Source organism: Desulfobacter latus (assembly GCF_013389365.1).
Classification (GTDB): domain Bacteria; phylum Desulfobacterota; class Desulfobacteria; order Desulfobacterales; family Desulfobacteraceae; genus Desulfobacter; species Desulfobacter latus.
Genome location: NZ_JACADJ010000005.1, coordinates 62,206 through 87,956 on the forward strand (window position 1 = coordinate 62,206; position 25,751 = coordinate 87,956).

21 protein-coding genes and 1 CRISPR repeat array (1 of these 22 running past the window's edge) are annotated in these 25,751 nt (G+C 46.0%); all 21 genes read right to left on the reverse strand.

The features are described from left to right. Positions 1-234: 234 nt before the first annotated feature. A complete protein-coding gene (cas1, locus tag HXW94_RS02495) occupies positions 235-1,242 on the reverse strand; it encodes a CRISPR-associated endonuclease Cas1 (RefSeq protein ID WP_178365326.1) in 1,008 nt (335 codons plus the stop codon). 33 nt (positions 1,243-1,275) lie between these two features. Then, positions 1,276-1,665 carry a CRISPR-associated protein Csx20 gene (gene csx20 / locus HXW94_RS02500; protein ID WP_178365327.1) on the reverse strand — a complete coding sequence of 130 codons (390 nt, stop codon included), beginning with the start codon at positions 1,663-1,665 and terminating at the stop codon, positions 1,276-1,278. After that, entirely contained in the window at positions 1,662-3,914 is a 2,253-nt protein-coding gene (locus tag HXW94_RS02505) for a TIGR03986 family type III CRISPR-associated RAMP protein (RefSeq protein WP_178365328.1), read from the reverse strand. The genes csx20 and HXW94_RS02505 overlap by 4 nt, the downstream gene beginning before the upstream one ends. Beyond that, positions 3,907-4,350 carry a TIGR04423 family type III CRISPR-associated protein gene (locus tag HXW94_RS02510; RefSeq protein WP_178365329.1) on the reverse strand — a complete coding sequence of 148 codons (444 nt, stop codon included), beginning with the start codon at positions 4,348-4,350 and terminating at the stop codon, positions 3,907-3,909. Before HXW94_RS02510 ends, HXW94_RS02505 begins: the two co-directional genes overlap by 8 nt. Next, entirely contained in the window at positions 4,350-5,720 is a 1,371-nt protein-coding gene (locus HXW94_RS02515) for an RAMP superfamily CRISPR-associated protein (RefSeq protein ID WP_178365330.1), read from the reverse strand. Before HXW94_RS02515 ends, HXW94_RS02510 begins: the two co-directional genes overlap by 1 nt. Beyond that, positions 5,662-7,233 carry a hypothetical protein gene (locus HXW94_RS02520; protein ID WP_178365331.1) on the reverse strand — a complete coding sequence of 524 codons (1,572 nt, stop codon included), beginning with the start codon at positions 7,231-7,233 and terminating at the stop codon, positions 5,662-5,664. The genes HXW94_RS02515 and HXW94_RS02520 overlap by 59 nt, the downstream gene beginning before the upstream one ends. After that, positions 7,230-7,802, reverse strand: a complete 573-nt coding sequence (locus HXW94_RS02525; RefSeq protein WP_178365332.1) for an RAMP superfamily CRISPR-associated protein — start codon at positions 7,800-7,802, stop codon at positions 7,230-7,232. Before HXW94_RS02525 ends, HXW94_RS02520 begins: the two co-directional genes overlap by 4 nt. 2 nt (positions 7,803-7,804) lie before the next feature. After that, the gene (locus tag HXW94_RS02530) at positions 7,805-9,226 is read right to left on the reverse strand and encodes a Cas10/Cmr2 second palm domain-containing protein (RefSeq protein ID WP_178365333.1); all 1,422 of its coding nucleotides are present in this window, start codon (positions 9,224-9,226) and stop codon (positions 7,805-7,807) included. Positions 9,227-9,319: 93 nt separating this feature from the next. Further along, complete coding sequence (locus tag HXW94_RS02535; RefSeq protein ID WP_178365334.1) at positions 9,320-10,618, reverse strand: hypothetical protein; 1,299 nt, start codon at positions 10,616-10,618, stop codon at positions 9,320-9,322. Further along, positions 10,597-11,256: a 4Fe-4S single cluster domain-containing protein gene (locus tag HXW94_RS02540; protein WP_178365335.1), complete on the reverse strand. Its 660-nt coding sequence runs from the start codon at positions 11,254-11,256 to the stop codon at positions 10,597-10,599. The genes HXW94_RS02535 and HXW94_RS02540 overlap by 22 nt, the downstream gene beginning before the upstream one ends. Further along, a complete protein-coding gene (locus tag HXW94_RS02545) occupies positions 11,234-12,811 on the reverse strand; it encodes a hypothetical protein (RefSeq protein ID WP_178365336.1) in 1,578 nt (525 codons plus the stop codon). Before HXW94_RS02545 ends, HXW94_RS02540 begins: the two co-directional genes overlap by 23 nt. A gap of 29 nt (positions 12,812-12,840) precedes the next feature. After that, a complete protein-coding gene (locus tag HXW94_RS02550; protein WP_178365337.1) occupies positions 12,841-13,542 on the reverse strand; it encodes a PIN domain-containing protein in 702 nt (233 codons plus the stop codon). Next, the gene (locus tag HXW94_RS02555; RefSeq protein WP_178365338.1) at positions 13,529-14,548 is read right to left on the reverse strand and encodes a response regulator; all 1,020 of its coding nucleotides are present in this window, start codon (positions 14,546-14,548) and stop codon (positions 13,529-13,531) included. Before HXW94_RS02555 ends, HXW94_RS02550 begins: the two co-directional genes overlap by 14 nt. An 18-nt stretch (positions 14,549-14,566) precedes the next feature. Continuing rightward, a complete protein-coding gene (locus tag HXW94_RS02560) occupies positions 14,567-15,916 on the reverse strand; it encodes an ATP-binding protein (RefSeq protein WP_178365339.1) in 1,350 nt (449 codons plus the stop codon). A 1-nt stretch (position 15,917) separates the two neighbouring features. Then, entirely contained in the window at positions 15,918-16,901 is a 984-nt protein-coding gene (locus HXW94_RS02565) for a hypothetical protein (protein ID WP_178365340.1), read from the reverse strand. A 27-nt stretch (positions 16,902-16,928) separates the two neighbouring features. After that, positions 16,929-17,921 carry a protein kinase domain-containing protein gene (locus HXW94_RS02570; protein ID WP_178365341.1) on the reverse strand — a complete coding sequence of 331 codons (993 nt, stop codon included), beginning with the start codon at positions 17,919-17,921 and terminating at the stop codon, positions 16,929-16,931. Between the two features lie 2 nt (positions 17,922-17,923). Further along, positions 17,924-18,805: a hypothetical protein gene (locus HXW94_RS02575; protein ID WP_178365342.1), complete on the reverse strand. Its 882-nt coding sequence runs from the start codon at positions 18,803-18,805 to the stop codon at positions 17,924-17,926. Positions 18,806-18,822: 17 nt separating this feature from the next. Beyond that, on the reverse strand, positions 18,823-20,148 hold the full coding sequence (locus HXW94_RS02580) for a vWA domain-containing protein (RefSeq protein ID WP_178365343.1): 1,326 nt from the start codon (positions 20,146-20,148) through the stop codon (positions 18,823-18,825). 3 nt (positions 20,149-20,151) lie between these two features. Beyond that, entirely contained in the window at positions 20,152-21,804 is a 1,653-nt protein-coding gene (locus HXW94_RS02585; RefSeq protein ID WP_218576536.1) for a PP2C family protein-serine/threonine phosphatase, read from the reverse strand. Positions 21,805-21,811: 7 nt separating this feature from the next. Next, positions 21,812-22,432 (reverse strand): coiled-coil domain-containing protein, encoded by a 621-nt coding sequence (locus HXW94_RS02590; RefSeq protein WP_178365345.1) that lies wholly within the window; start codon positions 22,430-22,432, stop codon positions 21,812-21,814. Between the two features lie 9 nt (positions 22,433-22,441). After that, positions 22,442-25,021, reverse strand: coding sequence for an AAA family ATPase (locus HXW94_RS02595; protein ID WP_178365346.1), 2,580 nt, complete (start codon positions 25,019-25,021; stop codon positions 22,442-22,444). A gap of 174 nt (positions 25,022-25,195) precedes the next feature. After that, positions 25,196-25,751: a CRISPR direct-repeat array (repeat unit 36 nt; unit sequence GTCTCAATCACCTTCATAAGCGGTGCTCATTCCAAC); it runs 663 nt beyond the window's last position.

A 25,751-nucleotide genomic window follows, 5' to 3' on the forward strand; every position in this document is an offset into this window, starting at 1 on the left:
ATCCTGAAATTCAGACACGAAAAAAAATAGCTGATCGCTACAGCAGCAAGGGTTTTGCCTGAAATGCCTCTTTTTTCAGGCTTGATGCAATTTGTAATAAATTTTCAAAGATCTGTAACTTTTACATGAAAAATTTGACAATTGAGTTCCAGCCAGTCATCACGTCAACAAATTTTTATTAGTTTTCCCATGGTTTTGCCTACTGGTCAAGGCTGTTTTTAATTTACAGTCTGTTTATTTGGCCACACCATCTATAATTATAGGTTCGTCCAAATCATCGATTCCCCAGGTACGGACAAAGCGATTAACCAAATGCCGGACGGTAAGCGCCAGGTTTGGCGGGTCTTTATCGGTTCCCGCCTCTCCCGAAGACCCGCCGCCCCCTATGGGCCAGTCCGCCTTAAACTCCTCCCATGAAGCATAGAACATACGCCTGGCGTTTTTAGAGATTCGGCAACCGTCTGTATTTCCAGTCGTAAAATCAGTGGGTGCCAGGCTATTTTGAGTCAGGGCCAGGGAAAATAAATCCACGCCGGGGCGAAGGGGTTCCATCAGGTCAAGCGCCAGGGAATGCCTTCCAGGATATGGAGAATGGAGAAATCCAATCCCGGGATCCAGCCCCCGGGCCATCACCCCCCTGTGTACCTCACCAAAAAGCAGGGTGTATCCCAGAGACAGCAGGGCATTGACCGGGTCCTTTGGCGGTCTGCGGTTTCGTTCGGTAAACGCCCATTTGGGGGATAAAAGGCCGCCCATAAAGCCAAACCATTCCCTGGCTGCATTCCCCTCAATTCCCCTGATTTCATCTATGGAATCGGCCTTGTCTAAATGTTCCAGAGCGGATCTAACAAAAGGGCATGTCAATTCCAGACGCCGGGCCATTTCCTGGACACCGTTAAGCTTTTCTCGAACCGCCCAGGCAGCGGCCTTTTTCCGCGTCCCAGGATCTGCCCAGGCTTTGAACTGAGCAATCCTGACGTTTACGGACGTGGACGTACCCGGTGTGACCCAGGCCCCGTCTCCTTTACCCCTGGCCGGAAGCAAGAGAGAAGGTATCCCGTATTCGGCCAGCTTGCGCCATACATTGCATGCCACCCGGGGATTTCCGTAAACAATCACCTGGCCCACCATGCCCAGGGGAATTCGTTGGCATTTTTCACCGGGAATATCAATCCGAAGGGACTTACCATCCATGGTGAGATCCATGTTTTTTCTGTCCAGCACCACACTTAATTTGTCCATATTGCTGATAACTCCCAAATTATAGTTGCTGAATCATTCCCCGTATTTGCGGAAACGGCAAAACCGGAACTGATGTTCCATTTTTACCGTGCCATCCGGCATCCGGGTCTCCAATGCCTTTCGTTCAGTGGTGGCATAGACCGGCACAAGGCCCTTTTCAACCGCATGCGCGACCATAAGATACGTTGCCCCGAAATCTCCCTGGATCAGCACCAGGTCATTGGCTTTCCCATACTGGTCCAGCCAGTCCCGGAAAGGGGCCAGCCGGGAAAAAAGTGTTTCGCAATCCGACGGGATCTGTCCCCAGGATGCTTTCAGATGATCCGGCATCTCAATCACCCGGCATGGGCCGAAATGATCATCAGCCCATGCTTTTTGCTCCGGTTGAAGGGTGTGATTAAACATAAGGTATAGTTTTTTCATGCCCCAAGCTCCTCCCAGATAAGCTCTTTAATCTCCTGCTCCAGGCGGTCAGCGTTTTTAACTGCACGGATAAAATCGTCTATGGGCGGCCATATCCTGGATTTAAAATCTTCTAAAAGGTCGAGGCAGTTATCTTCGGTAATACCGGTCTCCCCCCATAGATCCTCGCATGTGTATTTCAGGGGGTCAAGGTAGTTCGGAAATCCCTGCTCAGGGATTTTAGCATCGTACTTTTTTTTGAAAATGGTATCAAACAGTGCCTGGTATTCCGGCTTGGACCGGTCAATATTGCCTTGCATTCTGTTGATACACGGTTCAATGATTTGTCTGTTCAGCTTTGCAAGCCCATTGATATATTTGGCGGCAATACGCGGGTCGGCGCTGAATTGCTGGTAATATCCTTTGAATTCCTTCTTGTATGGTTCGTTTGCGAGATGCGCTCGAAGAGCGATGTTGAAATTATCAATATTTTTATTTTCGTTAATATATGCTGTTAATTCATCCCCACTCTTACCTTTAATATTTTCCAGATAATCGTCACTGGAGGCCATTGAAAATGGTATTATTTGATTTAACTGGGAATACAGTTTCAGGGTACTGCCCCTCTCTTCTGAAAATTCATCCAATTCCATATATTCAAGTTTTGAATTTCCGGTGTTGGTCTGTTCTTTGGCCATTGTGAACAGTTCAACGATTTGATCGGATGTTTTCCAGTCTATATGCAGTTGCGCTTCCATGGCTTTAACAAATGCGGTCATATAGGTTTCAGGGTCGTTCTTTAAACCTTCAGGAACAATATCCAGCCTGATTTTTCCAAATCCAAGGGGTTTGGCCATACCAATGGAATGGAATAGCTGATCATTGTTGCCGTGGAATGTGAGTGCCGAAAGCAGCGCCCCAATCTCAATGGTTCTCAGATTATGGCACCTGATTTTAGACTCAAACACAACGCCGGTATCAAGGGGGGCAAAGGTCGTGCTGACCTTTTCAGTGCCGGGGTTTAAATTATTGGGTACATTGGTATGAACCGGGTAACGTTTTCTGCCTGAAAGTTGCAGACTTCCGGCGTTATATCCTTCCGGGTTCTGTATATAAGTCGGGTAGTAAGAGGGTTTAGGTGACCCCAGGACCGTCGTTATTGGATTAAGTTCTCTTGCTGTATCCACTCCGGCAAATGCCGGGGAGAAGAATACCCGCCCCTTTAACGCCTTTTTGTCACTGGATGCGCCGAATATGGATTGGGCAAGGTCAAGGGCTTCAGAACGATGGGCCTGCCCCAGGTTGTCGATGGCCTCCCGGATACCATGGGGATAAGGCAGTTTGTATAAATAAGAGAGACCGAAGTGTTGAATCTTCCCCCCGCTTGTTTTAAAAAATACAGGAATGGATTCCCCGGCATATAATTTTGTTTTCCAATAGGCCCAGTCCTTGGATTCGTTATTTGGATCGCCATCGTAATAGGCAAATTTAAAATTATCTACTACCGCTTTGGGTACAGGGATACTGTTTGTCGTCCCTGTATCTTCAAAGATAAATTCGAGGTACTTGCCGTAACCTTTGGCGGCATCTCTTTTACCGGGCTGTCCGGTGACAACCAACGTCCCTTGGACAGGTCCCTCAGCGCAAAATTCGTATTGTTCAGGATCAGCCCCGCTAATTTGACTGAACTCGTACACGGTGTGAAGATCCCAGCCTTTACCTTCAAGGTCTTTGATTTTGCCTTTGGCCGATTTATATGCGTCAGCAGGATTTGTCTTAAATAACGCCGCAAAATCGGTCCCCCATTTATCATCTATGTTTTGATGACGGATTCGTTTGGGTTTACCGCAGTCTTGTATGGTATATTTTTCAGGGTCATTGGGATCAATGCTCAGCCACCCGCAATGAACCCCTTGCATTGCGTTTTTATATTTTTTGCCTGTAGCAGACTTTGATAAATCCCTATAGGTCGGTGTCCATTCCGTAACGTTTCCTAATTTTCCAAAACTCATGATTTCCAGTACGGAACGGATCATGCCTTTGATGGCGGTGCCCGGGATAAAAAAGCGCCCGTCAATATTGGAAAAGCGTGTCTCCTTGTCAGCGGTGGAACCGTTTCGGACAAACACAGGGGAATGGGCGGTCAGGGTCAGGTGAATCGTGGCGCTCTCACCGTCTGAAAAAGGGATATCATAGGAGATCTTTTCTGCCCAGTCAGGGAAATAGACCTTTTCATGGATCGGTACAAAATTATAAGGCGCTTTAATCATGGTTTTCCTCCATTTCAAACCCGATGAACCCGACAGGGCCGGGCAAAAGAACACGCATGTCTTCACAGTTTTTTTCTTTTTGATCCTGCCAGAGTCTCCTGAATTTGAGCCGCTTGATACCTGCGGCAGCGAGTCCGGATGCTGCCAGATACGAAAGCTGATCTTCGGAAATTTCATTTTCAGATGCAACCTGATCCCAGAAAATCTGATAGATGAGATATTGCCCGTCAATGTGCCGGATGGAGATGCTTGTATTCTCTTGATCACAAAACAGCCGGCCTTCAATAATAAAGGGATTTAATACCGGTTGATATTGGATTGTCCGGTTTTCCAGGATGACCGGGTGGTCCGCATCGGACAGCCAATAGTAACCGGTATATGCTTTGGATAAAATCGGGGCCAGGGTGTCAATCTTTTTACAAACCGTATTTGCCATTATTTCACCTCCTGCCAGGTTCCGGTAAATGCCCCGTGGCCTCTCATGACGCCTCCCCCAAGGGGAAGATAGCCTTTGGTAAGATCGTCAAATGTATTTTCCAGGGCGGATTTGATTTGCCTATCTGCCAGCACATCTGTTTTAACCAGGATGTGCATACTGGGAAGGGGCAATGCACCATACGGCACTTTTTCCTCAAACAGCGCACTGTCAAGGCTTCCTCCGGTAAACCGGTCAATGGATACATGGTTGAATATTTTTGTAGACGCAGCATCCATATAAAGATCCGAAAAAATCACACTTCCCTTCTGTATCTGGTCATCCAGATCACATCCGAACAACATTCTGACCGCTGTATTGTTTCCCCCGGCATGCTGTGCCATATCGTTGGTATCCATGTCATCGGCAAAGTTTTCTTTCAAGCGGTTGTAATGAAAGGCCACCCGGTGGGAAACAGCCCCTTTAACAGAAGATGCCGGGATAAGTAATTTTTTCTGGGTAAATGAAGGCTGGTCGTTTTCCCATAAAATCTGTTCTTCATATACGGGGGTGATGTCCGCTTCATCATCACCAAAACCGGAACCAAAGTACCAGAAATTTTCCGGGGTCAGCTCAAGGCGGTATTCCGTCCATGCGTCCCGGTTGATTTGATCTGATATATCCGACACCGGGGCAAGTCCTGTTGCATCGTTCATGGATGCGGTTTTTGTCAGATAGCGCCGGCGTTGTTCCGGGTCTGTCAGGTCAAATACGTTTTCAAGCCAGGAAAACACGGCAAGATCACCAAATCCCCGGCATGTTCCGCCGCCGATTCTCAGTTCCGATCCAAATCCGATCTGTTTGATCTTTTCCCACTGCGAGGTATCGTCTTCATTGCCGATAAGTTCAATTTCGCACCTGAACCGTGTGCCGGAATAGACCACCTGCTCGTCGAATTTTCCCCGCTGGTTGGGATTAATGCCGCCGGTATGGGAAATTCTGACATGCTGCCTTATCGGCAGGCTGAGGAATTTATTGTAAAATGGATCTTCCCAGTTAAGGGAGACCAGACCCTCAACGGCCTCTCCTGTTTTGCCGACAAAAACGGCATCACTGAAAATAAGCCGGGAGCCGATCCCGTCATCATTTTCTTGATCTTGAAAACCGAACATATTTTTTACCTCATTTTTTTCCGGCTCGTTGAACGCGGCTCTGAATACCCCGGCAATGGACGTGCCCGGTATGACCGGCAGTCCATTGACATCTTTTAAAATGACGGAATCGGTCTCAATATCATTTTCTCCGGAAGACAGGGACAGGGGGGTGCGGGCTTCAAATGTGATCTGGGCCAGATAACGTAAGGGATAGGTCTCGAATTTTATGGTTTCCATTCTGTGTATCACCTTTCTTCTCTATGATTTTAGTCATTTCCGTTGCCGTTTTGATCAGGAACAGACGGGCCGGTCCATTGGGCAATGTATCATTCAGTTCCCGCATTTTATTTTCAAGGGTGTCCCTGTTGCTGCGCCAGAACTTTTCGCTCTTCCCGTGGTATAAGAACCCTTTGGGATCTTTCGGATTAAACAGTTGGAGCATCAAGCTGTCATAATCGGTGTGCCGCTGTGCGCGTTCCCGAACCGCACCCCATTGACTGGCTGTGATACGCTGAAATTTTATTTTATAGTCATCTATGAATTTGTGAACATGGGTCATGATCTCATGATGATTTTCCATCTCCTGCTTTTTGCGTGTCAGCCACGCAATGGTATGGTCATCAGATTGATCCCGGGGTGCGGCGGCATGGGAGGTGTTGGAAGGTTCATATCTGGAACGTTCATATTCTGATACCTGAAGGATTTCATCTTCCTGAACATTCAGAAAGTATGGATTGATGAGGATCGCACCAAATCCTTCGGTTTTGAACAGGCCAATGCCGTTTTCTATTGTTTTGGCCCATTGATTCATGTCCATATCCGGTGCATAATCCCTGATCAGGAGTACACTGCCTTTGTCGATAAATTCGCGGTCCTGATCCCGTCCTCTGCGTTTGCCGTTCCAGGGGGCATAGCTTCGATGTCGGACCTGGGACCCGGCCCAGTCTATCCGGCCTGTTTCCAATCCAAGATCTTTAATGCAGGGCTGAAGGGTAAAGTTCCCGGCACAGTCCAGAAGAAAGGCCGCCGGACTTTCAAAATAGAGTATCAGCGGCCCGTTTTTCTGCGGTGCGGCGCAGTCCGGTTGAGGCGGATGGTAATCGGGCACCTCTTCTATCTCAACGCTGCCGTACTGCGCTGACTTGGAGCGGCCGATATATTGACGCCCGATGATTTTTTCATGAATCTTTTCCAGGATTTCCCGGCTGGGGCCGGAAATGGTGAAGATCCACTGACTGCCCCGGACCAGGGCATCATACCCAAACATCTGTTCATCTTTTGAGCGTCTGCGGTCTCTGTCATAAGCGGATTTAATTGAAAAAAAATGGGACGCGCTGACCTTGTATAATTGATTTTTATCCTGATCATCTTTGTCCTGAATAAAAAAACCGGTTCGGATCTGTTTGAGCTGATCACCCGCCGTCCGCATCATTTGCCGCGTCTGTTGGGAGACGGCATGGTGGACATAAACCGTATCCATGCCCGTCCCTTTGGGGTGGTACCATGAACAGGGGATTTTAAGGCTTCTTTTTCCGTTTACCGCCAGGTGGGCATCCCCGAACCTGACCTCTCCGGAATGGAAGATCTCATAGGCTGTGTTTTTGTCAAACCCGGCATAGGCCCGGGCGGCAATCCCCATGAAATTGCTGCCCGGAATATAGTCCAGGCAGGTTGAATGCCCCTGGGTGGCTGTACGGGCACTGATGATGATATCCGATAATAATGTTACACTGTAATGTCTTTGGATCAATTTTCACCTCCCTTGTCTTGAATGGAACACCTGCACCTGCCAAGTCCCCTGTTCCTGCCAAGTCCCATACGCCTGGTAAAGGCAAGGCAGTCCTTTATGTTTTCCAGATAGTCATCGGGCAGATTCGTGATGGTAAAAAAAAGTGACAGTGGAATGGTGGTCTCAATTTTTCTTAAGCTCTTTTCTTTGGCAATACCATTGTCGTCTATGGCTGTGGCGGCGATTTTTTGATATAAAAATCCGGTGGTTTGATCCTTGATAATGGCCTGTTTCAGGTGCAGCGTCAGTTCGGCATTGGAAAACCGGCAGAGGCCGGAGCGGGTTTCTCCGGAAGAATTTTCCCCGCCAAAGCAGGTTTTAACAAAAGCAGCCCAGGTGGCCGTATCCGTGGCAAACGCCTTCAAGGTCAGGGCACTGTCTTTAAGCAGTCCCTTAATGGTTTTACCTGGGATATACGGCAAATTATCCCGGTCTTTTAAAACAAGGGTGTCGATATCCATTCCCGCACTCATGCCGGAGCCGGCATGCCAGTTTGAAAAAAAATCAATTTTGCAGTTCATTGTTGTCATACCTACGCTCCTTTCATGGAACAAATGGCCAGTACATCATGAAAAATGGTTTTGCCTTCTGTGTTCACAGGCGATTCAAGGCCCAGCCCTTTGACGTATGTTCCCGGTGTGACCTGTCTGATGCGTTTGAGTAAAAAATCTGCGCGTCGGGGATTGTCGTAAAGCGCTGACAACCACTTACGCAGGCCTGATTTAGGGGCATTGGGTTCTTTGATCAGTTCTACTTTACGCTTGAGTTCTTTAACAGATGCAAGCCCTTCGGGCAGGCTGTCATCAATCCCGTAGGGACCGTATTGAAAACAAACTTTGTCCGCCGTCAGTTCCCTTTCAATAATGGTGTCATAGGCATCCACAAAGCTGGACTGCACCTTGTGGAAAGCAAGGCTTGCAGGCACTTGGTCCTGACATAACCCTTTGGATTTATGTTTGGCAACACTGGTGAGTTGTTCGGCCAGATGAATGCCGTAATGAAACGGAAAGCTTTCCTTGATAAAGGCAATACCGGCGCAAGCCGTTATTTTATTGTCCGTGCCAAAATGAAAGGCGGTCAGACGCTGGAATTCTTCTAAATAACTTATGGTAAAATCCAGTGCCAGATCCGCGCGGCAGATAACTGTCAGGTCGTCTCCGCCAAGGATGACCGGGCGAATCTGATACTCTTTTCTTTTATTATTTTTAAAATCAGTTTCAATCACCCCATCAAAGGCGGCCTGGGCCGCACCAATGGTTGCGGTTTCAAGTTTTTCCGAGAACGCCTTGAACTGGGTAACGGTCATTCCCGACGCCTGATTGTTTAATCGCTGAATTGTTCTGCCCAGGCTGTTGCCGTCTGCGTGGATGACCGCCACCCATGCGTTATAGCCTGCAATGTCTTTCATCTCTTTTGAGAACAATTTATTTTCAGGTGCCTTGGCAAGTTTCTTTATCAGGGTTGTTTTTCCCGCTGAGTTGAGTTTGGCCTGGATGCTGTTGTCCATATCCTCGCCCACAGCAGACTTTCCAGTCCTGGGAAGTCTTTTGACGGCCAATCCGGAAACATCCATCTGGGGAATGATCCGGTTTCTTTCACACTTGAGTCTATCCTCAAGACAATTGATATGGTCGCCTTTGATCTCTTTTTCTGTTTCCACACCCGCTATATGCACCAGGGCCTGGGAAATGGTAACTCCGGGCGCTGTTTCCATGACCGCTTTGGGAAATTCGTGAACCAGCTTTTCAAAATATTCTTTTTCTTTGGAAAACAGCTTTATATTGCCGGCAGCGCTTAGAATGATTTTTACATTTTCTTGGTTAATATAGTCTTTAAAAAGCTGGGTAGAGATATTTTCCACCAGCTCGCTTGCCCCGATGATCTCTTTTAAACGGTCAGTTTCAAAGATAAATCCCTGAATTGCTTGCACTGCGGCACCATATAAATATCCCATGATATCACCTCCAGTCCATCAAACAGTTTTCTTTTTTTTAATGATTGCAATGTGTGATGAGAACTCATGACTTTTGAGCTTAGAAGAAGATTTCTAAACAGAATTGCCAAGACATTTCAGACGACCTGATTCGATTGCGCCGGCATCGAAAACCTTACCCCGATCAGCTTCGGAAAGTTGTTTTATGCTGACCCCTTGGCGTATGTCCCGATGGATCAGGTGTTTTACACATGTATTAATTTTTTCACTATACTTTTGTTTTTCTTGATCTTCTTGTTTACGGGTGAGATTGCTGTTTTGATAAAAAATATGAATTTCCGGCAATGGTGAATCCCCTTTCATGTCAGGCGAGAGTACGACCGAAAGTTTCTCTCCAATCGGTCCGGCCAATACTAAATAGTTGTCTTGCCGGTTATCATTTTCACGATAAGAATTAAAAATCTGCTCAAACCCCTTGTTTTTCATCTCATCATATATGGCATGTTGCAGCCGGGATGATATTTCACAGGCAAAACATAACCGGGCCGCTTTACCCACCAGCAGCAGACTTTGCTGAAGATTTTCTTCGACCCGTTCCTGCATTTTTTTTAGATCATCAATGGAGATATCGTTATTGTTAAGTTTACTTTGGTTTTTCTTGATCTCGTTCTGAAGCGTTGACCACTGTCCATTAGACCAATAGTCGGTTTCCTGATGGTCATACCCTGAAAGGTCAATCCCCAAATAAGAAATTGATTCAACTTCGATAGATCTATTGTCATCCAATATCTGCTGTTGCCGTTTCAGCAAATCCGATACAACTGTTAACCTGTAATGCCATTCGCGTGTCATTGCTTCGACATTCTCGCGAAGTTCCTGCAGTTCGAGAAAGCGTTCCTGGGCCGTTGCCAGAGCGGCTTCCGGGCTGTTACTGCTTAGATTTTTTTTTGCCAACTGGAGGTTCTGTTCAATCTGCCGGAGTTCACCGGGAAAGAAAAAATCCACTCTGTCATTGTTCCGGCGCATTTCATCCATTTCATCTTCGACGGCTTGAATCCATTGTCCGGCTGCATCATACTGACCAGCAATTCTATTTGTGAGTTCATCAATCTGGCCTTGTAATACATTCCGATTTTTTTCCATTTCTTTTTGGAATTGTTTTCGCTGGGCGGTTAAACGCCCTGTGACCTCTTTGTTGAATTGCTCGAAGTCTTTGCCGACTTGGGTTTCAAGTTGCCTGAGATCGCTGTCAAAACGGACACCAATATCATGGACCTGCTGATTCAACGCATTGAAATGTTGTTTGGCGGATTTTTGCTGTTCACGCCGCAGATTTTCCAGATCTCTGGCGTGTTGCTTCTTATTACGCTTGATTTCACTGCGCAACTCGTCTATGGAACTGTTTTTTGCCATCCTTTCACCTTTTTTGTGTTTTTTTGCAACGCATGCTCAATCATGTCTTTATGTACAGCTCCCGAACGAGGTGGAATGCCCGCGATAACGGCCATATCCTTATTAATATGCACCTCCTGACTGCGGGTACCGGAAATGATGTCGAGACGTTCGTTTTCGGTAAATCGACCGCCGGGTTTGAACCGGATCATCTGGTTGGACGACCCCCGCAAACCCGTTTCAGTATGGTGCGCTTGAATATAAGGTCCCGCAATTAACGCATCGGCATCCCGTGCAAATTTTTGTCGGCGCTCATCTTTTGCAAGCATTTGGGGCGTAAAACCCGTAAAAATGATCAAATCCCAGCTTGGATGAATGTCGGATATTCCCCGCCAGAGTTTGTGCAAGCCCATTGCCTGTAACATGGGCTCGCCACCACTGAAGGTAATACCACGATGGTCGGTTAATAAACGGCAAAACGCAATCAATGCATCGACCGTGACAATATGGGCCGGCGTACAGGGTCTCCAATCCGGCGCCACACACCCGGGGCATCTGAAACAGCAGCCCTGTACCCAGAATACGACCCGCGGGCCGGGTCCCAGACAGTGAACATTGGCGGCATACGCCGCCAGATTAAGATATTGTTCTTCCGGCATTGGGCTGGTTTTGTTTTATCGTTTGTGGATTGAATGCATGGGGGGCGGCATTTGTCGAAAAATCGGTCCCCGCCTTGCAGGTATAGGGCAGACTTTGGGGGTCAAGTCCATAAATTCCGGCAAGGCGCTGTCGCATTTCCTGGACAATCCGTTCACGTTCCCGGGCGTTGATGTTTTCATCATGAAAGTTGACTTCAATGCTTTGGGACAGAATCCCCATTTGTTCTTCCGGCGCAAGGGCGATGGCAAGCTGTTCCCCATTGGGGCCGCATAGAATCAAGTGATTTGCATTGCGGTCGTCGTTTCCCGCATATACATTGTCCTCAATCGTATACCCCGCTTCGATCATCTGCTCAGCAAATGTTTCCTGAACATGTGCCCGCATGGATGCCCCCACAACGGCCAGTTTCGCTTGGGTGGCAAGAATGGATGCCTGGTTTATTGCCTGGTGTGCTTCCTCACTTAAACGGGCAAGTTCGTCAATGCTCAGACTGCAATCATCCGTTTCCAGATGCTTTTTGTTACTCACAATGCGATCCACATTTTTTTTCCATTCCCCCTTTGTCCAGTGATCGGTTTCAACGGTTGTAATCTGCTGCGGATCGCTGATTTCCTGGCCCCCGACGTCTATTTCGGCCACGTCAATGGTTTTTACCGCATTTAGAGCGGATTCCGCTAAATGGAGTGTTTCCAATGTCATGGCGCGCTGTGTTTCCCATGTCTGCGTCATTGTCTCAAGACGGTTTTTCAGTTGTAAAATGTCAACGACCCTGTTTTGAGCGGCTGCCAGTGATGCTTGAAAGTTACCTGCATTAAACGTATCAACCGCCATCTGACTGGCCTGCTGGATACCGGCCAGTGCCCTTGGCGCAAAAAAATCATGTCTGTAATGGGTGTCAACAAAACGAATCTCATCCTGAACCAGATTCATTAACCCCGCTGCACTTTGCTGCTGATCAACAATCTGTGTTTGAAACTGGTTGATTTGATCCTGCAATTGGTCCTGCTGTTGATTCATCGCCGTTTGGAATGTTTGATCCTGCATTGATATGGCATTTTCAACCGCCTGGCGTTCTTGATCGAACTGCCGGTCAATCCCCTGGGAGACTTCGGCGATGTTATCGCTGAATGTTTTCTCAGTTTGATCCAGTACATTTTGAAACGCGTCTACCCGCTTTTGCAAAAAATGATGATGCGCCGTGCGCGCTTTGTCAATGGCCTGTTCAAACTGCCGGCGATCCTTGCGCATGGTATTTTCAACCCCTGCAAGCAGTTGCTGAAAGTTTTCATGGGCGTTGCGTATCAGCAAATCATAATCCCTGTCCCGCAAGCCACGCCTTTGATAGTAATGCTGCATTCGGCGGACAGCATCGGCATCCCCATTTTTTACGGCCTGATTCAGCTTGCGGGAAATATTGGCATCCTGCACCATGCGCGCCGTACCTTTTATGCCCGCATAGGCACCGCGCACAGCGAGTTCCGTTCCCTTATATGCCAAATAAACAGCACCGCCGATCACCATCAGTGGAATTTCAATACCCCCTTCGCCACTCATAATGTCTTCTCCTGATTTCTACACGAGTTTTAATATTTTTTTCTGTTACCGTATTTTTTTTGGGAGTTGACATAGTCCCAAATACTTTTGGGAATCAGATTGTCCGGAATCGACATATATTGGGAATTATGAGGATATTTTTTGAGTTCTTTAATTCCCAATGTGAGCCATGTATCCTTAGTAAGCAAATAACAGATATCCTTTGAATGCTTCTCGGCAATAGAGATCGCTTCCTCCAATATTACTGCGTCATTTCCATCAAAAAGTTTAGGCTCCCTTGGATAATTCTCACGCTTGTTTTCAAATTTTCTTTGCATCGCCTGTACAACGTTCACAGGTATTTCCTGCCATAGACGATTCAAAATTTTATTTGAATCCGTAATCATGGATTCCGGAACGGTTACATCGTAATTTTCGTCATAAACCTTGCGCAGCACCTGTTGATTGAACACACGGATTCGATCTCGATACCATTTATTGTATGTATATGTATCTACAGTCGTGTGAAAGTATAGTGACATGATTTCAATCATGGTAGCCATGGGTATATAAATCGTCTGAGTCTTAAACAAGTTCTCAATATGTCTAACATGGTTAGTTGCATTTTTTTGATTCTTATTATCAAATCCTTCAGTTTTCACTTTTAGCATTTCATACAAAATACAAGTATCCAAAATAAAAATGGGACGCTGAACCGGTCGGTGAGTGTTCCGGGGATTATGCGGACTCATTGGTGTTGCCTCCGGTTGAATTTGAATCGTTCATCTCATCCATCTGCGCTTCATCAAACGGCTCATCCTCGTAGGCCAAGGCGTCGTCAAGCGCATCCCAATCAATGTCCTCGGCGGCACGACGCACATACTCTACATCTGCTTTAAATATTTCATTGCCGCCATACCAGTTTGCTGCCCGGACCACATCATCGGCCAACCGGGTTTCCGCATTGGGTACTGACAGGTTCAGCAGACGGAAGGGGCGAAGATTGACTAAGGAAAGAATAGGGGACATATTCTCATCGACTCCCGAGCATCCGAAAATCACATGGGGCGTGGGCTGTTCCGCTGCAATTGCCTTTAAAATCGAATAGGTCTTTTTTCGCGTATCAAACACATCATCCAATACAACGACGCAGACATATTCATTGTTTTTCAACTTCTCAGGAACATCCAACAACGGACACACCTCTACGGAAAAGGCACCATCCCTTTTACTTTCAATGGCGGACCGTGCGATATCCAATTTAAGCGGCGATTGTTCCGATACGCTGAGCAACACCTTGCCTTCTCTATATTTCCGGGGAAGTACAATTTGCTTTTTGGGCGTATTCAGTGCGCTTTCCACCATTGTCAGTAATTTGTCAACGGCATTGTTTTCATTTTTGAAAATATAACCAAAGGCGTGATGATTGGCGGCAAAAAACCAGTCGTCCACCGTACCGGCCGCCGAATACATGATAACGTAGGCACCATTATCCAGAGACTGATAGATCTCCGCAACACGGGTTCCTCTCTCTCCACGTTCAGAGAGAATATCCTTGACCTTGGCCATGTCTATATCCAGGATAAAGACATCATAAAAACTTTGGTAAAACGCATCTATGGCCTCGGACATTTTGTCGGTTTGTGTGACAAGATAGCCTTTATCTTCCAGTGCGGCGATTGCGTTTTCGACTAATTTAGCCGTACCGTCGCTGATCTGGTCATCCATGAACAAAATCGAAATTTTATCCTCTTTCATTATGATCTCCTGATTCTTTTATGCTTGTAAAGTGATTATGAATTCTGCCCCGCCGTCAGGCTGTGTCTTGGACAATGCAATGTCAAACCCCTGGATTCTCAACGCTTCGCGTGTTTGCGTAAGGCCAAGTCCCACGTTATCATATACCCCTTTTGAAGAGTTGTAGGGTTCAAAAATATCTCCCAACGCTGGATCAATTCCGCCGGCAAAATCAGTATAAACCAGTTGCCTGGTTTCCGGAATCCAGCGGATATTGCATGGATGATCCGGTAAGGGACGTCCTTGTCGTGTATAGGCTTCCTCGGTGTTTCGCATGAGATTGTCAAGGGCCAATGTCATCATTTCCGGCCATATCTCTTCCTCGGCAGGTGATTCGATCTCACTGCATGCCGGAGGCCACCTGCGTTCTTTGAGCAGGGATGTAACCAGATCGGCCATATCTATTTCGCTCCAGTCATCCGGGCCGGGTTTTTGACGTTTAATCAGTCGACCAATGGCATTGACACCCTCAAGTTCTCTTTTAAGGGTAAGTATGTCACTTTCCCACTCGCTGCCGACTTCTGTTTTTTTGAGCAGTTCACCGGCAATCGTTCCGATATTGCCCAGTCGTGTATTGGTATCATGTTGAAAGCGTCGAATTTGAAGTGCTGTCGACGAAAGGTCATCGACATTTTGTTTCATTGTCTTGGCGTACAGGTCGTTCGGCACCTCTTGAAGCGCATTATCCAGACATTCCCTGACTTTGTCCAGTTTGGCATTGGGTGTTGATGCGTTTTGATATTCTGGAGGGGGAGAAAAATAGTAAATATCAGCAAGTATATTATAGACAACCGCTCGATCTTGCGTAAACTCAGGGTTGTCTTTCATTTGCTTCAGCAATCCGTTTGCCAGTTCTATCGTCTTTAAATTATAGTTAGGGTCGCTGTAATTACGGCGTTCGGCATCCAGTTCCTGTTTCCATTTGTCAAGATAGTCTTTTAATGTGATTTTCGGCTCGGTCGCTTTGACAAATTTTTTCAGCCGGTTTTCTATGGTCTCTGCAAGTTTATCCAAGGGGATGTGTTTTAGGGAATAACGGATGGAAATGCCGAAACAATCCAGTGATGGCGGCGGTGCAATATCCTTTTGATCCGTTTGGGAAAGCGCCTCGATATACTGCTCAAGATTGGTATTGAATGCATCAATGGTGTCGTTTCCTTCCAGGTTCAAAAGGCAGGCAGCCACACAGTATCTCGTTCGGCTTTGCTCAATGGTTGTCAGGTCGTTTCTTTGCAAATAGTCATTGAAAAGCGGCAGGGCTTCCGCATATTTTGTTTCGCGGAAAAATTTCAGACAGTTATTATATTGCTCTTTTTTTTCCATATCCATATCAGAACCTCTTTCTGGGGCGGGACGGTTTTTTCGGCCCTTTATTCGTTGTTTGTTTCTTACCTTGAGGCTTCACGGGCTTATATTTACGTCCGGCGATCATGGCCAGCGTTTCTTCAACGCTTTGGAATCTCTGATTCTGATTGAGATTCATTGCGGTACGGAAAAATCGTTTAAAATGATCCGGCAAGGTCACGTCTCTTTTTTTTTCGATATCGGAAAGCAACTTTTCGATATCGACATGAAACGGTAACTTTCTGTCAAAATAAGCTCCCGAAGCGGCCAGGGCGGATTTGGCCAACGCATATATATCCGTGGCGGCATTGATTTCCCCGGAAGGCTCAAAACATTCCGGGGCGCTATAGGCAGGGTCCAGTGATAGAAAAGGGATATTGGCGTTATAATTGGATTCGCCAAACCTGCACAGAGACATGAATTCACCGATATTGATCTTGTTGGTCGAGGCCATACGGCGTAAGGTATACGGCGGGAGTTGTCGGATGGCTACTTTTTTCTGGTGCAATGAGCGAAGAACCAATCCTAGATCACGAATGTAATTTTTCAGCGATCCGATAAATTGCCCCTTTTTGAGCCAATGCCCTATTTTTGCTTCCGTGAACGTACCATACATATATACCATAAATGGTTCGTTTGCCCGTAACGTATCCGGGCAATCCCGGTCTGTGTTTTTGATTGTGAAATAATCAACAGGTTCGGGCAGGCCTGCGTGATTTCCGGCAGCACACCGGCAAGCCGTTTCAAACTGAATGCGCAAATTTTTAATGGTCCATTCGTCAAATCCTTTTTTAAACAGATTGAGACAAACTCCCACTGCAGGGCGAACCATGGGTCGCTCAACCCCCGGGTCATTGTCACGCAATTTGCAGAACGTCAAATTATGGGAATGCAACGGCTTATCATCTATGGTCCATCGTGTCTGATTTCCCGTCCAGTCCCTGATCTTTTGTCCTTTGTTGAATATCATTCAAAACCTCTTTTGTGTTCTATGTCGTCACAATGCGCTGAGAACCTTGTTAAAGTCCGACAAACGCTTATTGAGGCGGTCTTCGGTGCATTTTTGTATCAGTGTTTTCCATTTATCATTGATATTGAGCGAAGCAATCTCTTTATCAGGACTGGGAACGGCAACATCCGTGGCATGTTGAATGCAGACGGAAAGCGTTTTTCCAAAAGAATACACGTCGAATTGAGGGGTAAACATATCTTTATTGTTGGTTCTTGCATGATCGAATTCCGGCGGGGTATACCCATCGGTTACAACCCCGCCATGGGCGACGCCCCCTGGATGGACAATGGCAAAACTCCCCAGGTCGATAAGTACAAACCGTTTGTCATCCGTGTACAGAAGGTTATCCGGTTTCAGATCCTGATAAATGAAATGTAATTCATTGCCACCAAAATTTTCCGGCTTGTGGAACCGCTTGAGCGTATTGGCCAGATAATAGGTCAAAGATGTGAGGGAACCCAATAAATTGCCCTTAATGCGCTTCTGTTGGGCAAAAGCCTCGCTCAGTGGTTTTCCGTTGACATAACCAATAATCAAATAGGAAAAATTATCCCATAAATCGGCATCCGTAACTGTGAATTCCTGCCCGTTTTCGGCTTTGTGGGGTCCATATATCGTCGGATTCACATCATCCACCCAATCAATGAGCATGGGAACATCGCTCACACCGCGCAACTGGGCATGCATGAACATTTTTCGTTCCATTTTTGCACCTTCCCTTGCATTGGCAACGGCCGTCACAAGTTGCCGGTCATTGGGAAAACGTAATGCACTATCCGGTATCAGGGGGGCTTTAACCAGAACGCGTCTGTTGAAAATTTTTTTGTCATAAGCCTCAAGAATCAGGCCATGACCTCCTGAAAATAATATTTTTTTCAGTTCGTAGCGTTTTGCCAGCACAGCCGGGAACGTATATGTTTTCCCTTTGTGGGTGAAGTTGCGTATTCGGGTATGGTTGTTGCCCTTGAAAACCTCCATGATTAACACGGTTCCTCTCGTTTAAGTTTCAATCTCAGTCTGCCCGGCAAGGCGATGACTTCATCAGGTTGCCAGTAATGCGGTGAGGGCATTGTTTCCAGATCGCCATTGGTCTGTAGGCGTTTTATATCATGGTAACCTGTTTTCACAACAGTGATGGCACCATTTTTCCAGAATACATCGGCTTGGGACCGAGAACACATCTTTTCCATATCCGGCGTTTCAAAGCGCCCCTTTAAGTCCAGTTCAGGTACCCCATAGGTGGCGGACCGTTTACCAATCCTGATGGTTTTATTTACCGGAACAGCCGTCTTCAATTCCGGAATGGGTTGGTCTCTCCGCAGCACTTGAATATAATAATCACCGGCCGGCAAGGATACGGGCGGATCGGCCGGGGGCGTTGGAGACGGGACGGCAGACTCACCGAGCGGGGCAGCCGGCGTTGGTGATGTTACATTTGGATCTGCTGCTATGGGCTGCCCCTGATACGTTTGCGGTGCCGGATTTTTTATCGAATCTGCAGGCTCAACCACTTCCGGTTCCAAAAGATCGGGAGGGTCAGTCCGATTATGGGGGGTGGCGGTTTCAGACGGCTTTACAGGTCTCTTGACTGAAACAGGCTTGACCCGGCATGATATGGTGTGTGAATCATTTTTTCCATCGGATGTCGATACCGTGCATTTAATGCTTCCAAAAGCGACATCCGCATGTTGCGGGACATCAAATACCACGGTTCGACCATGATCACTTTCCTTGGGAAACATGAATGCGCATTCCCAACGCACTGAGGCATCACCAGGAATTCCCGAAAGAGAAAGGCAGAGTTGCTCTCCGGGCACCAGGTCTTTTTTGGTGGGCAGTGTATGATTCCAATTCTCACACATAAACGTCCTCCCCGTCTTTAATAAATGACATTTTCAGCCCCGGCATCTTGTCGCAATTGACGTGACGATTTGCTTGTTCGGTTTGATATGGTATTCAAGTCATCTTGTGTGAGGTGACCATTGTCCACCAGTTTCTGCAACCGGTCCCGGTATGCTCTTTCCTTATCGGTCAGCCTGATATGATGGGCTTTTGCAGCCATTTGTTCAAGTAGTTTTCCGGCTTCATTCCAATCCTTTTTATTCGCAGCTATATTGAATTCACGGTCAAGCAGTTCGAGACTGCATTCAACATAATCGCTTTCGATTTGTGAATCACGCATCTCGCTGACGTCATCATCCGCAAGATTTACAACCACATCGGTTTCAATGTGTTCTCCTTTGAGGTTCAAGACAGGAATATCATAATCAAGACGTGATTTTGCAAACAGAGCCGTCGTATCATCCGTGCCGGACGGCATGTCGCATCTGGCATGCACGACATAAGCATAGGCCGCCTGATTATCGAATGAATGAATGTTAATACGATGATAAACCGAGCCGTCCCGTTCGATTTTAACATTGTCGTAATAACGGACTTCGGGTGAGTATTGAAAAATTTCAACATCCCGAGAACCGGTTGGTAACGAAAGTTGCAAGACGGCATTGGAAATAAGCGAACGCTGTGCGGAACCCAGCAGGTCCGTAAAAAGATCCGCGGCCTGATTCGGATCCGTCAGCATTTCGGTTCTGCCGCCTGATACGGACGTATAGGTTTGCATATCCTTGAAGTTGAAATCACTCCCGACGCCCATGCAGTCTACAACACATCCCAGGTTGGCGATCTCTTGATTATACTGACGTGCTTTTTTTATGCTGCCGGTTGTGTTATGGCCATCTGTCAGAAATATCACTTTGCGGGACCCGTTTGTGCATTGTTTGACAAGACTCAAAGCGGTTTTAAACGCGGCCTCGAAATTGGTCATGCCGCTGTGGTTGGCAATTTTGGGGATGGCTGCTGCGATTAACGCACTTTCCGAGCCTGGTTTTCGGTTCAATTCCGTGTAGGCATTTGTATCATAGCAAACAAGACTCAAGGTATCCTGGGGATCAAGCTGACTCGCAATACGTTCAATTGCCTGCATCACCATGTTCCGTTTTGTCACAGATGAATCCGGGGATACCGCTTGATTCATCGAGCCGCTCGTATCCACTAAAAGTATCACATCACAATACGTTTGAGGGTGATGATTCGTAAAATCATCAGAGGTCTGTAAAATGATTTCTGCGATAATTTCCTGATTCAGTGAACCTCGTTTCAGCCAATCTCTATGCAGTTCGTAACGGACACCAATTTCCTCGGCCATGATTTATTTCCTTTCTTTCAGCAATAATGCTGCGGCTGTTATGTTATCATTGCTCAATCCTTTTTCGGCCAAATTCACAATAGCACGAACAATCTCTTTCAAGGATGAACCTTCTCCACATTTTTTTTTTACCGTTTTTTTCAGGAATGCCGGACGTTCTTCCTGAATGGAGGATTGAATGCCGTTTATAATGCCGTCGCTGGCTATAATCAACAGATCTCCCGGCTGTAACTGCACACGATAAAATGTCAATTTTGCACTTTCGGCTACAAAACGACGGGTTTTCTCATCATATGCTGCGGCACCGATTACACGCATCAATGCTTCTCCACCGCTGGTTTCCTGTAATGAAAATTCTTTCCGGCTGTTCACCGTGTCTTCCACAGTTAAAACAGAAAAAATATCACGCGACGGACTGTAGAGCAGTGCCGGGGAGTCACCTGCGCTTGTGAGAAGCGCCTGGTCACCCATCACAAATGCGGCCGTCAACGTACTGCACATGGGATATTGACGATCCTTTTCACTTGGTATGCCATCCTGTGTCAGTATATTCATATCATCTGTGATACGCTGGTTGGCGTCATCGGCAAGTGCCGAGAATAAATTTTCGGCACTGTGCATCCATGATTCAGGAGTAACGCCCTGGTTTCCGGAATTAATTTTTTTTGCAGTTTCTTCAGCCAATTGTTTAAATTGATCAAGATAAATCAGTTCACAGCTTCTGCGGAGATTGTTTGCGGCCAAATATCCGCTGCCAATGCTGGCCGTGGACACACCGTCGGCAACAAGCAATAAGGATGAAAAAGAATCCACCTTTGACCAAAAAAAACAATCCTCATGATCATTTCCAGATTTATTCACCCCTGTGACCGTGTACGCAAACATTTCATGCGTCTGTGTCAGTTCTGTATGGGCATTACAGACCAAAGGATTTTTTCGTACAATATGCAGGGCTTTTTCAAGCGACCCTTCACACGTATCAGGCAGCGTTTCATCATTTGAAACGGCTTCCAGCATTTCAATCAGAAAGTCAGGCAGCATTGGCGACAATGCCGGTTGCTTGTGGCGGCATCTTTTAAGTTCTCCGATAACTTCCGCCAACGTATTTTTTTTTACATTTGCCAATATTTCCGCGAGTACCCGGATAAATGTATATCGATTATAATACCCAGGTGCTTTCAATATGGCTTCAGGTTTTCGAACCAGATCTTTGTGAATGCGTGAGCGGTTGTTTTGAATGAAAGCTCTATTGATACAACCATGTTCATCCGGATGACATTGTTCAAAGATCGGTTTGTTCACGAACAGACGGCCCTCCGCCGTAATCTTGAAACATTCAGGAAGAATACAGAACAACGGACGCCTGTTTCCCGCCAGAAAGTCAAACCAGCGTGCCAAAGTGGATAAAATATTTACGGCACGATCATTGAGAACGCCCTCTTTGGCTGTGCAGAATTCGATTAACGGCACAGGATTTTCACCCGGTTCATTTGAAAACATCTCAGCAATTTCCCCAGGCAGTGCGGATTGATCAATTTGAATAATTTTTTTTACTTTTTTCTTGACATGATTTGTTAATAATTCCTTTTCCTTGTCATTATATGGCTTCATCCCTTGTACCATTTTTTCTGTAACTTCATCGATTAAAGTGTTCATTGATCTATTACCCATGTATTATTTTGTTTATTTTTGTCCAGTTATCATGGTTATGGGTATATTCTTCTTTAAATAAAGCCTCCATATCGGTCATTTTTTCTTCCAGTTCCTGTTGGAGCGTCGCAAATTCATTTTTTTTCTGCGTGATGCGTCCTTCCAGACGCTTATAGATCTCTATCCGTGAAATACCTGATGCATAAACGTCCCGGAGCTGATGATACAACTCTTTGTATTTATCTATTTTTTCCAGCAAATCAACTTCAATTTTCAATTGTTCGATATCTTCTTGATAATTTCCAAGCTGATTCCGAACATTGTCACGCCGGGCCTTTTGGCGATTGAATTCCGCCTGACGTTTATCCAGAAGTGATGTCAACTTACTCATCTCTTTGTTCAAATCGTCATCATTGTCCAGATGAAAACCAAGCGCTCCCAACATCTGATCAGCCTCCCGATAAAGATTTTGTCGGATGGCATCGTCCATCCCGCGAAAATCAAGGACGTCAATTTGCAACATCAAGTCCTTGAATGCCTGCAAAATATAGAGCATCTGTCCGGCAGTATCCTGAGGAATGTTTTTACAATTTTCCACCAACGCTGTTGCAACATTTTCAATATCATCATTCATCTTGGATTCCTATAAATTCAAGTCTTCACCCGTTAGTATAAACGCCTGCTGTTTTTTTTCTTCTTTCTCTATAACAATCGAAGATATTCGACTGGCCTGGCGCATTTTGCATTTTTTTAAATATTCACGAACAAAACGGGCGTTGCCGAAATGTTCTCCGGCGTGTTCATATTGTTGCCTGGCGTCGTTGAAAAAATCAACCAGCTGCGTTTCAAGTAACTTGTTTTCGAGATGCAGCTTATCCGCTTTAATCATTGACTGAAATATTGATAAAAGCGCTTCTGCCGAGTAATCCTCGAAAGGGATATGGTTACTGAATCGATCAGCCAATCCCGGGTCACACCCCAGCAGTTTGAGAATCGGATCGGTATATCCCGCTAAGATAATGATGCAATCACTCATATGATTTTCCGAGAAAGGAACAAGCGCATCCACCACATCTTTGCTATAGTTTCCTGTCTGTCCGGCATCATTGAGTTGATGTGCTTCATCAATAAATATGACATGCCCGATTCCTTGTTCAAGAAATTCAGTCATATGTGCTTTGGAGGACCCAATATACCCCTTGATGAGCGATGAGGCCGTCGTCTCATGAATCTTTGGGTGTTTAACCAGACCCAACGCATGAAATTGTCTGGCCATTTTGTTTGCTACCGTTGTTTTCCCGGTTCCCGGATTGCCTGAAAATATGAAATGCCCCGGAACAATTTTATGGTCCGCTTGATCATCATGTCGAATTTTTTCCACCTCAATCCAATCGAAAAATTGGCGGATCGTTTGCTTGACATTGTGCAGCCCGACCATTTGGTCAAGATCTTCCATGACGCCACGTTCATTTAGTTCGACAGAATCGGCATACTGCTTGTATGCCTGCGGAATGCAAGTGGACGAAATCGTGGTTGTTTTTTGAAGGTCGGCTTTTTCCTGCATTTTGGTGCTGAGCGTTTCCATGGCCCGCGCATTACTGAACTTTTGGTCTCGCGTATCATACATGGCTGTACAAATACGTTTCAGGATTTTTATGGTATTTTCTTCAATCGTATATCCCCTGTTATTCAAGAATTGTTTCAGTATCCGTTGCAGCTCATCAGGTGTGTAGTCATCGAGTATTAACGTATTGGTAAACCGTTCTTTGAAACCCGGGTTCGCATTTTCCAGCATCTCATCCATTTGAGCCGGATAGCCGGCCAGGATGACTGCGAATTGCCCTTTGTAATCCGTCATCGCTTTCACCAGCGTATCAATTGCTTCCACACCGGGATCCCTGTCATCATTTTTCTTCAACAGGGTGTAAGCCTCATCAATAAACAAGATACCACCCATAGCCCGGCAGATTGCCTCATGGGTTTTGGGAGCGGTCGCCCCGTAAAACTGGGCAACCAGATCTTTGCGTTCTACTTCAAAGGTATGGCCCAATGGCAGAATCCCTGCTTCCCGGTATAGTTCGCCAATCAATTTTGCCACGGTGGTCTTGCCGGTACCTGGGTTTCCTTTCAAAACGATATTCAAATCCAGATCTTTTGTCCAGGCCGGAGGCGGTGGGGGGACGAGGCATTCGAGTTCACGCCGAAAAACATGAGATGGGGGATGCTTTTTCAGCATTTCTTTAAATGCTTCGCGTTTATTGCTGATAAATGTTTTTACATTTTCAAGGCCGATCATCGAATTCAGTTTTTCCAGTGCCGATTGTCTGGAAATATCGCCGTTTAGCGCAGTTGCAACGGCTGATCGATCGATAATCCCCTTTTTAAGTACGGCGTGCAATAAGACCAATCCCTCCCTGGTCTCTTCACAAGACTTCATATGTTGTGCGGCATCCCTGGTTGTATCAGCAAACGCCGACCACTTTATTTTAATGTTGTTTTTCCTTTCCAGGTAGCCGCTGAAAAAGAAATTTGAAATTTCGTCCTGCCCGAGGGGTGCCACGGAAACGGATGGATGTTTAAAAAGAAATTGCCAAAATTGATACATGGGATCGTTTTCCCTGATACCTTCTTTATTGTTCAGCATTAATTTGAATATGGCAATATTCTTTGAATTCGAAGACAAACTCCCTGACAACCCTTCGATCATTTGTCGAAAACTGTTGGGATAGGTTGAATCTCCGCTTCCCAGATGAAAAAGGACATCGTCACATACGAATGCACAAGCATATTGTTCTTGATACAATAGCCGCTTCACAAAAGGGGTCAGACTTTCAAGGGTATTCATACCCGGATAGCGATATTGAATTTCCTGCGAAGAATTGGAATTAGACGGTGTTTGTGCTGCATTCGCAAGTGTTCTTTGACGTTGCAGGGGAGAACCTAATAATTTATCACGTCCCTTCCCTGTAACCGGTTTACGCTGTTCTATGGTTTGAGTGCGTTTTTCAAAAGCTCTGCGCACTGAATCCTCTTCTAAAAAATAGACACCGTCGGCATCGGCAAAAAAAATTATCTCATAGCCAATCCGTTTAAGATGATCATTCATCATCCCTTTGAAATCCACCTCAACGCCATTTGGAAGACAAAACCTTCTGGCCACATTACCCACCATCAAATGCACACGCCCTTTGTCCAGCTTAAATGGAGTGTCCCTTAACAGCATCTCGTTGATATCCTCCTGTATGTTACCATTTCAGCGGTGTTCATTCCAAATCGCAGCAATGTGATGCTGCTGAAAACAGCAGTCTCACGGTCAAAATAAAGAGTTAAAAAATGAAAATGAAGCTGATAGGGAATTTTTAGACCCAATTCAAATGGAAGCTGTAAAACAAAATGTGTCTCAATCACCTTCATAAGCGGTGCTCATTCCAACCTATATAGACTAGACTATATCATTACCCTATATTTGTCTCAATCACCTTCATAAGCGGTGCTCATTCCAACTTTTGTGCGCTCCAAGCCAGTGACAGACATCAGTCTCAATCACCTTCATAAGCGGTGCTCATTCCAACGAGTGTTCTTCGTGGTTCAGACCAAACCACGAAGGTCTCAATCACCTTCATAAGCGGTGCTCATTCCAACATTTTAGTTTTAGCTTTGTATGTAATAAGTTCAATGTCTCAATCACCTTCATAAGCGGTGCTCATTCCAACAATATGACTGAAATATTCATTTCTAACAACCCGTCTCAATCACCTTCATAAGCGGTGCTCATTCCAACAAAAGACTTATTGGATGGATAATTAAAATCAGTCTCAATCACCTTCATAAGCGGTGCTCATTCCAACGGTATTCGTGTGCGGTACGGGTATACTGCCTATTGTCTCAATCACCTTCATAAGCGGTGCTCATTCCAACAATAGCAAGATTATTAACTTCAGCGGCGATTGCTG

Bases quoted from the DNA above. Each gene is read 5' to 3' on its own strand.
- cas1 (WP_178365326.1), bottom strand. From the start codon at position 1,242: ATGGACAAATTAAGTGTGGTGCTGGACAGAAAAAACATGGATCTCACC.
- csx20 (WP_178365327.1), bottom strand. From the start codon at position 1,665: ATGAAAAAACTATACCTTATGTTTAATCACACCCTTCAACCGGAGCAA.
- HXW94_RS02505 (WP_178365328.1), bottom strand. From the start codon at position 3,914: ATGATTAAAGCGCCTTATAATTTTGTACCGATCCATGAAAAGGTCTAT.
- HXW94_RS02510 (WP_178365329.1), bottom strand. From the start codon at position 4,350: ATGGCAAATACGGTTTGTAAAAAGATTGACACCCTGGCCCCGATTTTA.
- HXW94_RS02515 (WP_178365330.1), bottom strand. From the start codon at position 5,720: ATGGAAACCATAAAATTCGAGACCTATCCCTTACGTTATCTGGCCCAG.
- HXW94_RS02525 (WP_178365332.1), bottom strand. From the start codon at position 7,802: ATGACAACAATGAACTGCAAAATTGATTTTTTTTCAAACTGGCATGCC.
- HXW94_RS02530 (WP_178365333.1), bottom strand. From the start codon at position 9,226: ATGGGATATTTATATGGTGCCGCAGTGCAAGCAATTCAGGGATTTATC.
- HXW94_RS02535 (WP_178365334.1), bottom strand. From the start codon at position 10,618: ATGGCAAAAAACAGTTCCATAGACGAGTTGCGCAGTGAAATCAAGCGT.
- HXW94_RS02540 (WP_178365335.1), bottom strand. From the start codon at position 11,256: ATGCCGGAAGAACAATATCTTAATCTGGCGGCGTATGCCGCCAATGTT.
- HXW94_RS02545 (WP_178365336.1), bottom strand. From the start codon at position 12,811: ATGAGTGGCGAAGGGGGTATTGAAATTCCACTGATGGTGATCGGCGGT.
- HXW94_RS02550 (WP_178365337.1), bottom strand. From the start codon at position 13,542: ATGAGTCCGCATAATCCCCGGAACACTCACCGACCGGTTCAGCGTCCC.
- HXW94_RS02555 (WP_178365338.1), bottom strand. From the start codon at position 14,548: ATGAAAGAGGATAAAATTTCGATTTTGTTCATGGATGACCAGATCAGC.
- HXW94_RS02560 (WP_178365339.1), bottom strand. From the start codon at position 15,916: ATGGATATGGAAAAAAAAGAGCAATATAATAACTGTCTGAAATTTTTC.
- HXW94_RS02565 (WP_178365340.1), bottom strand. From the start codon at position 16,901: ATGATATTCAACAAAGGACAAAAGATCAGGGACTGGACGGGAAATCAG.
- HXW94_RS02570 (WP_178365341.1), bottom strand. From the start codon at position 17,921: ATGGAGGTTTTCAAGGGCAACAACCATACCCGAATACGCAACTTCACC.
- HXW94_RS02575 (WP_178365342.1), bottom strand. From the start codon at position 18,805: ATGTGTGAGAATTGGAATCATACACTGCCCACCAAAAAAGACCTGGTG.
- HXW94_RS02580 (WP_178365343.1), bottom strand. From the start codon at position 20,148: ATGGCCGAGGAAATTGGTGTCCGTTACGAACTGCATAGAGATTGGCTG.
- HXW94_RS02585 (WP_218576536.1), bottom strand. From the start codon at position 21,804: ATGAACACTTTAATCGATGAAGTTACAGAAAAAATGGTACAAGGGATG.
- HXW94_RS02590 (WP_178365345.1), bottom strand. From the start codon at position 22,432: ATGAATGATGATATTGAAAATGTTGCAACAGCGTTGGTGGAAAATTGT.
- HXW94_RS02595 (WP_178365346.1), bottom strand. From the start codon at position 25,021: ATGCTGTTAAGGGACACTCCATTTAAGCTGGACAAAGGGCGTGTGCAT.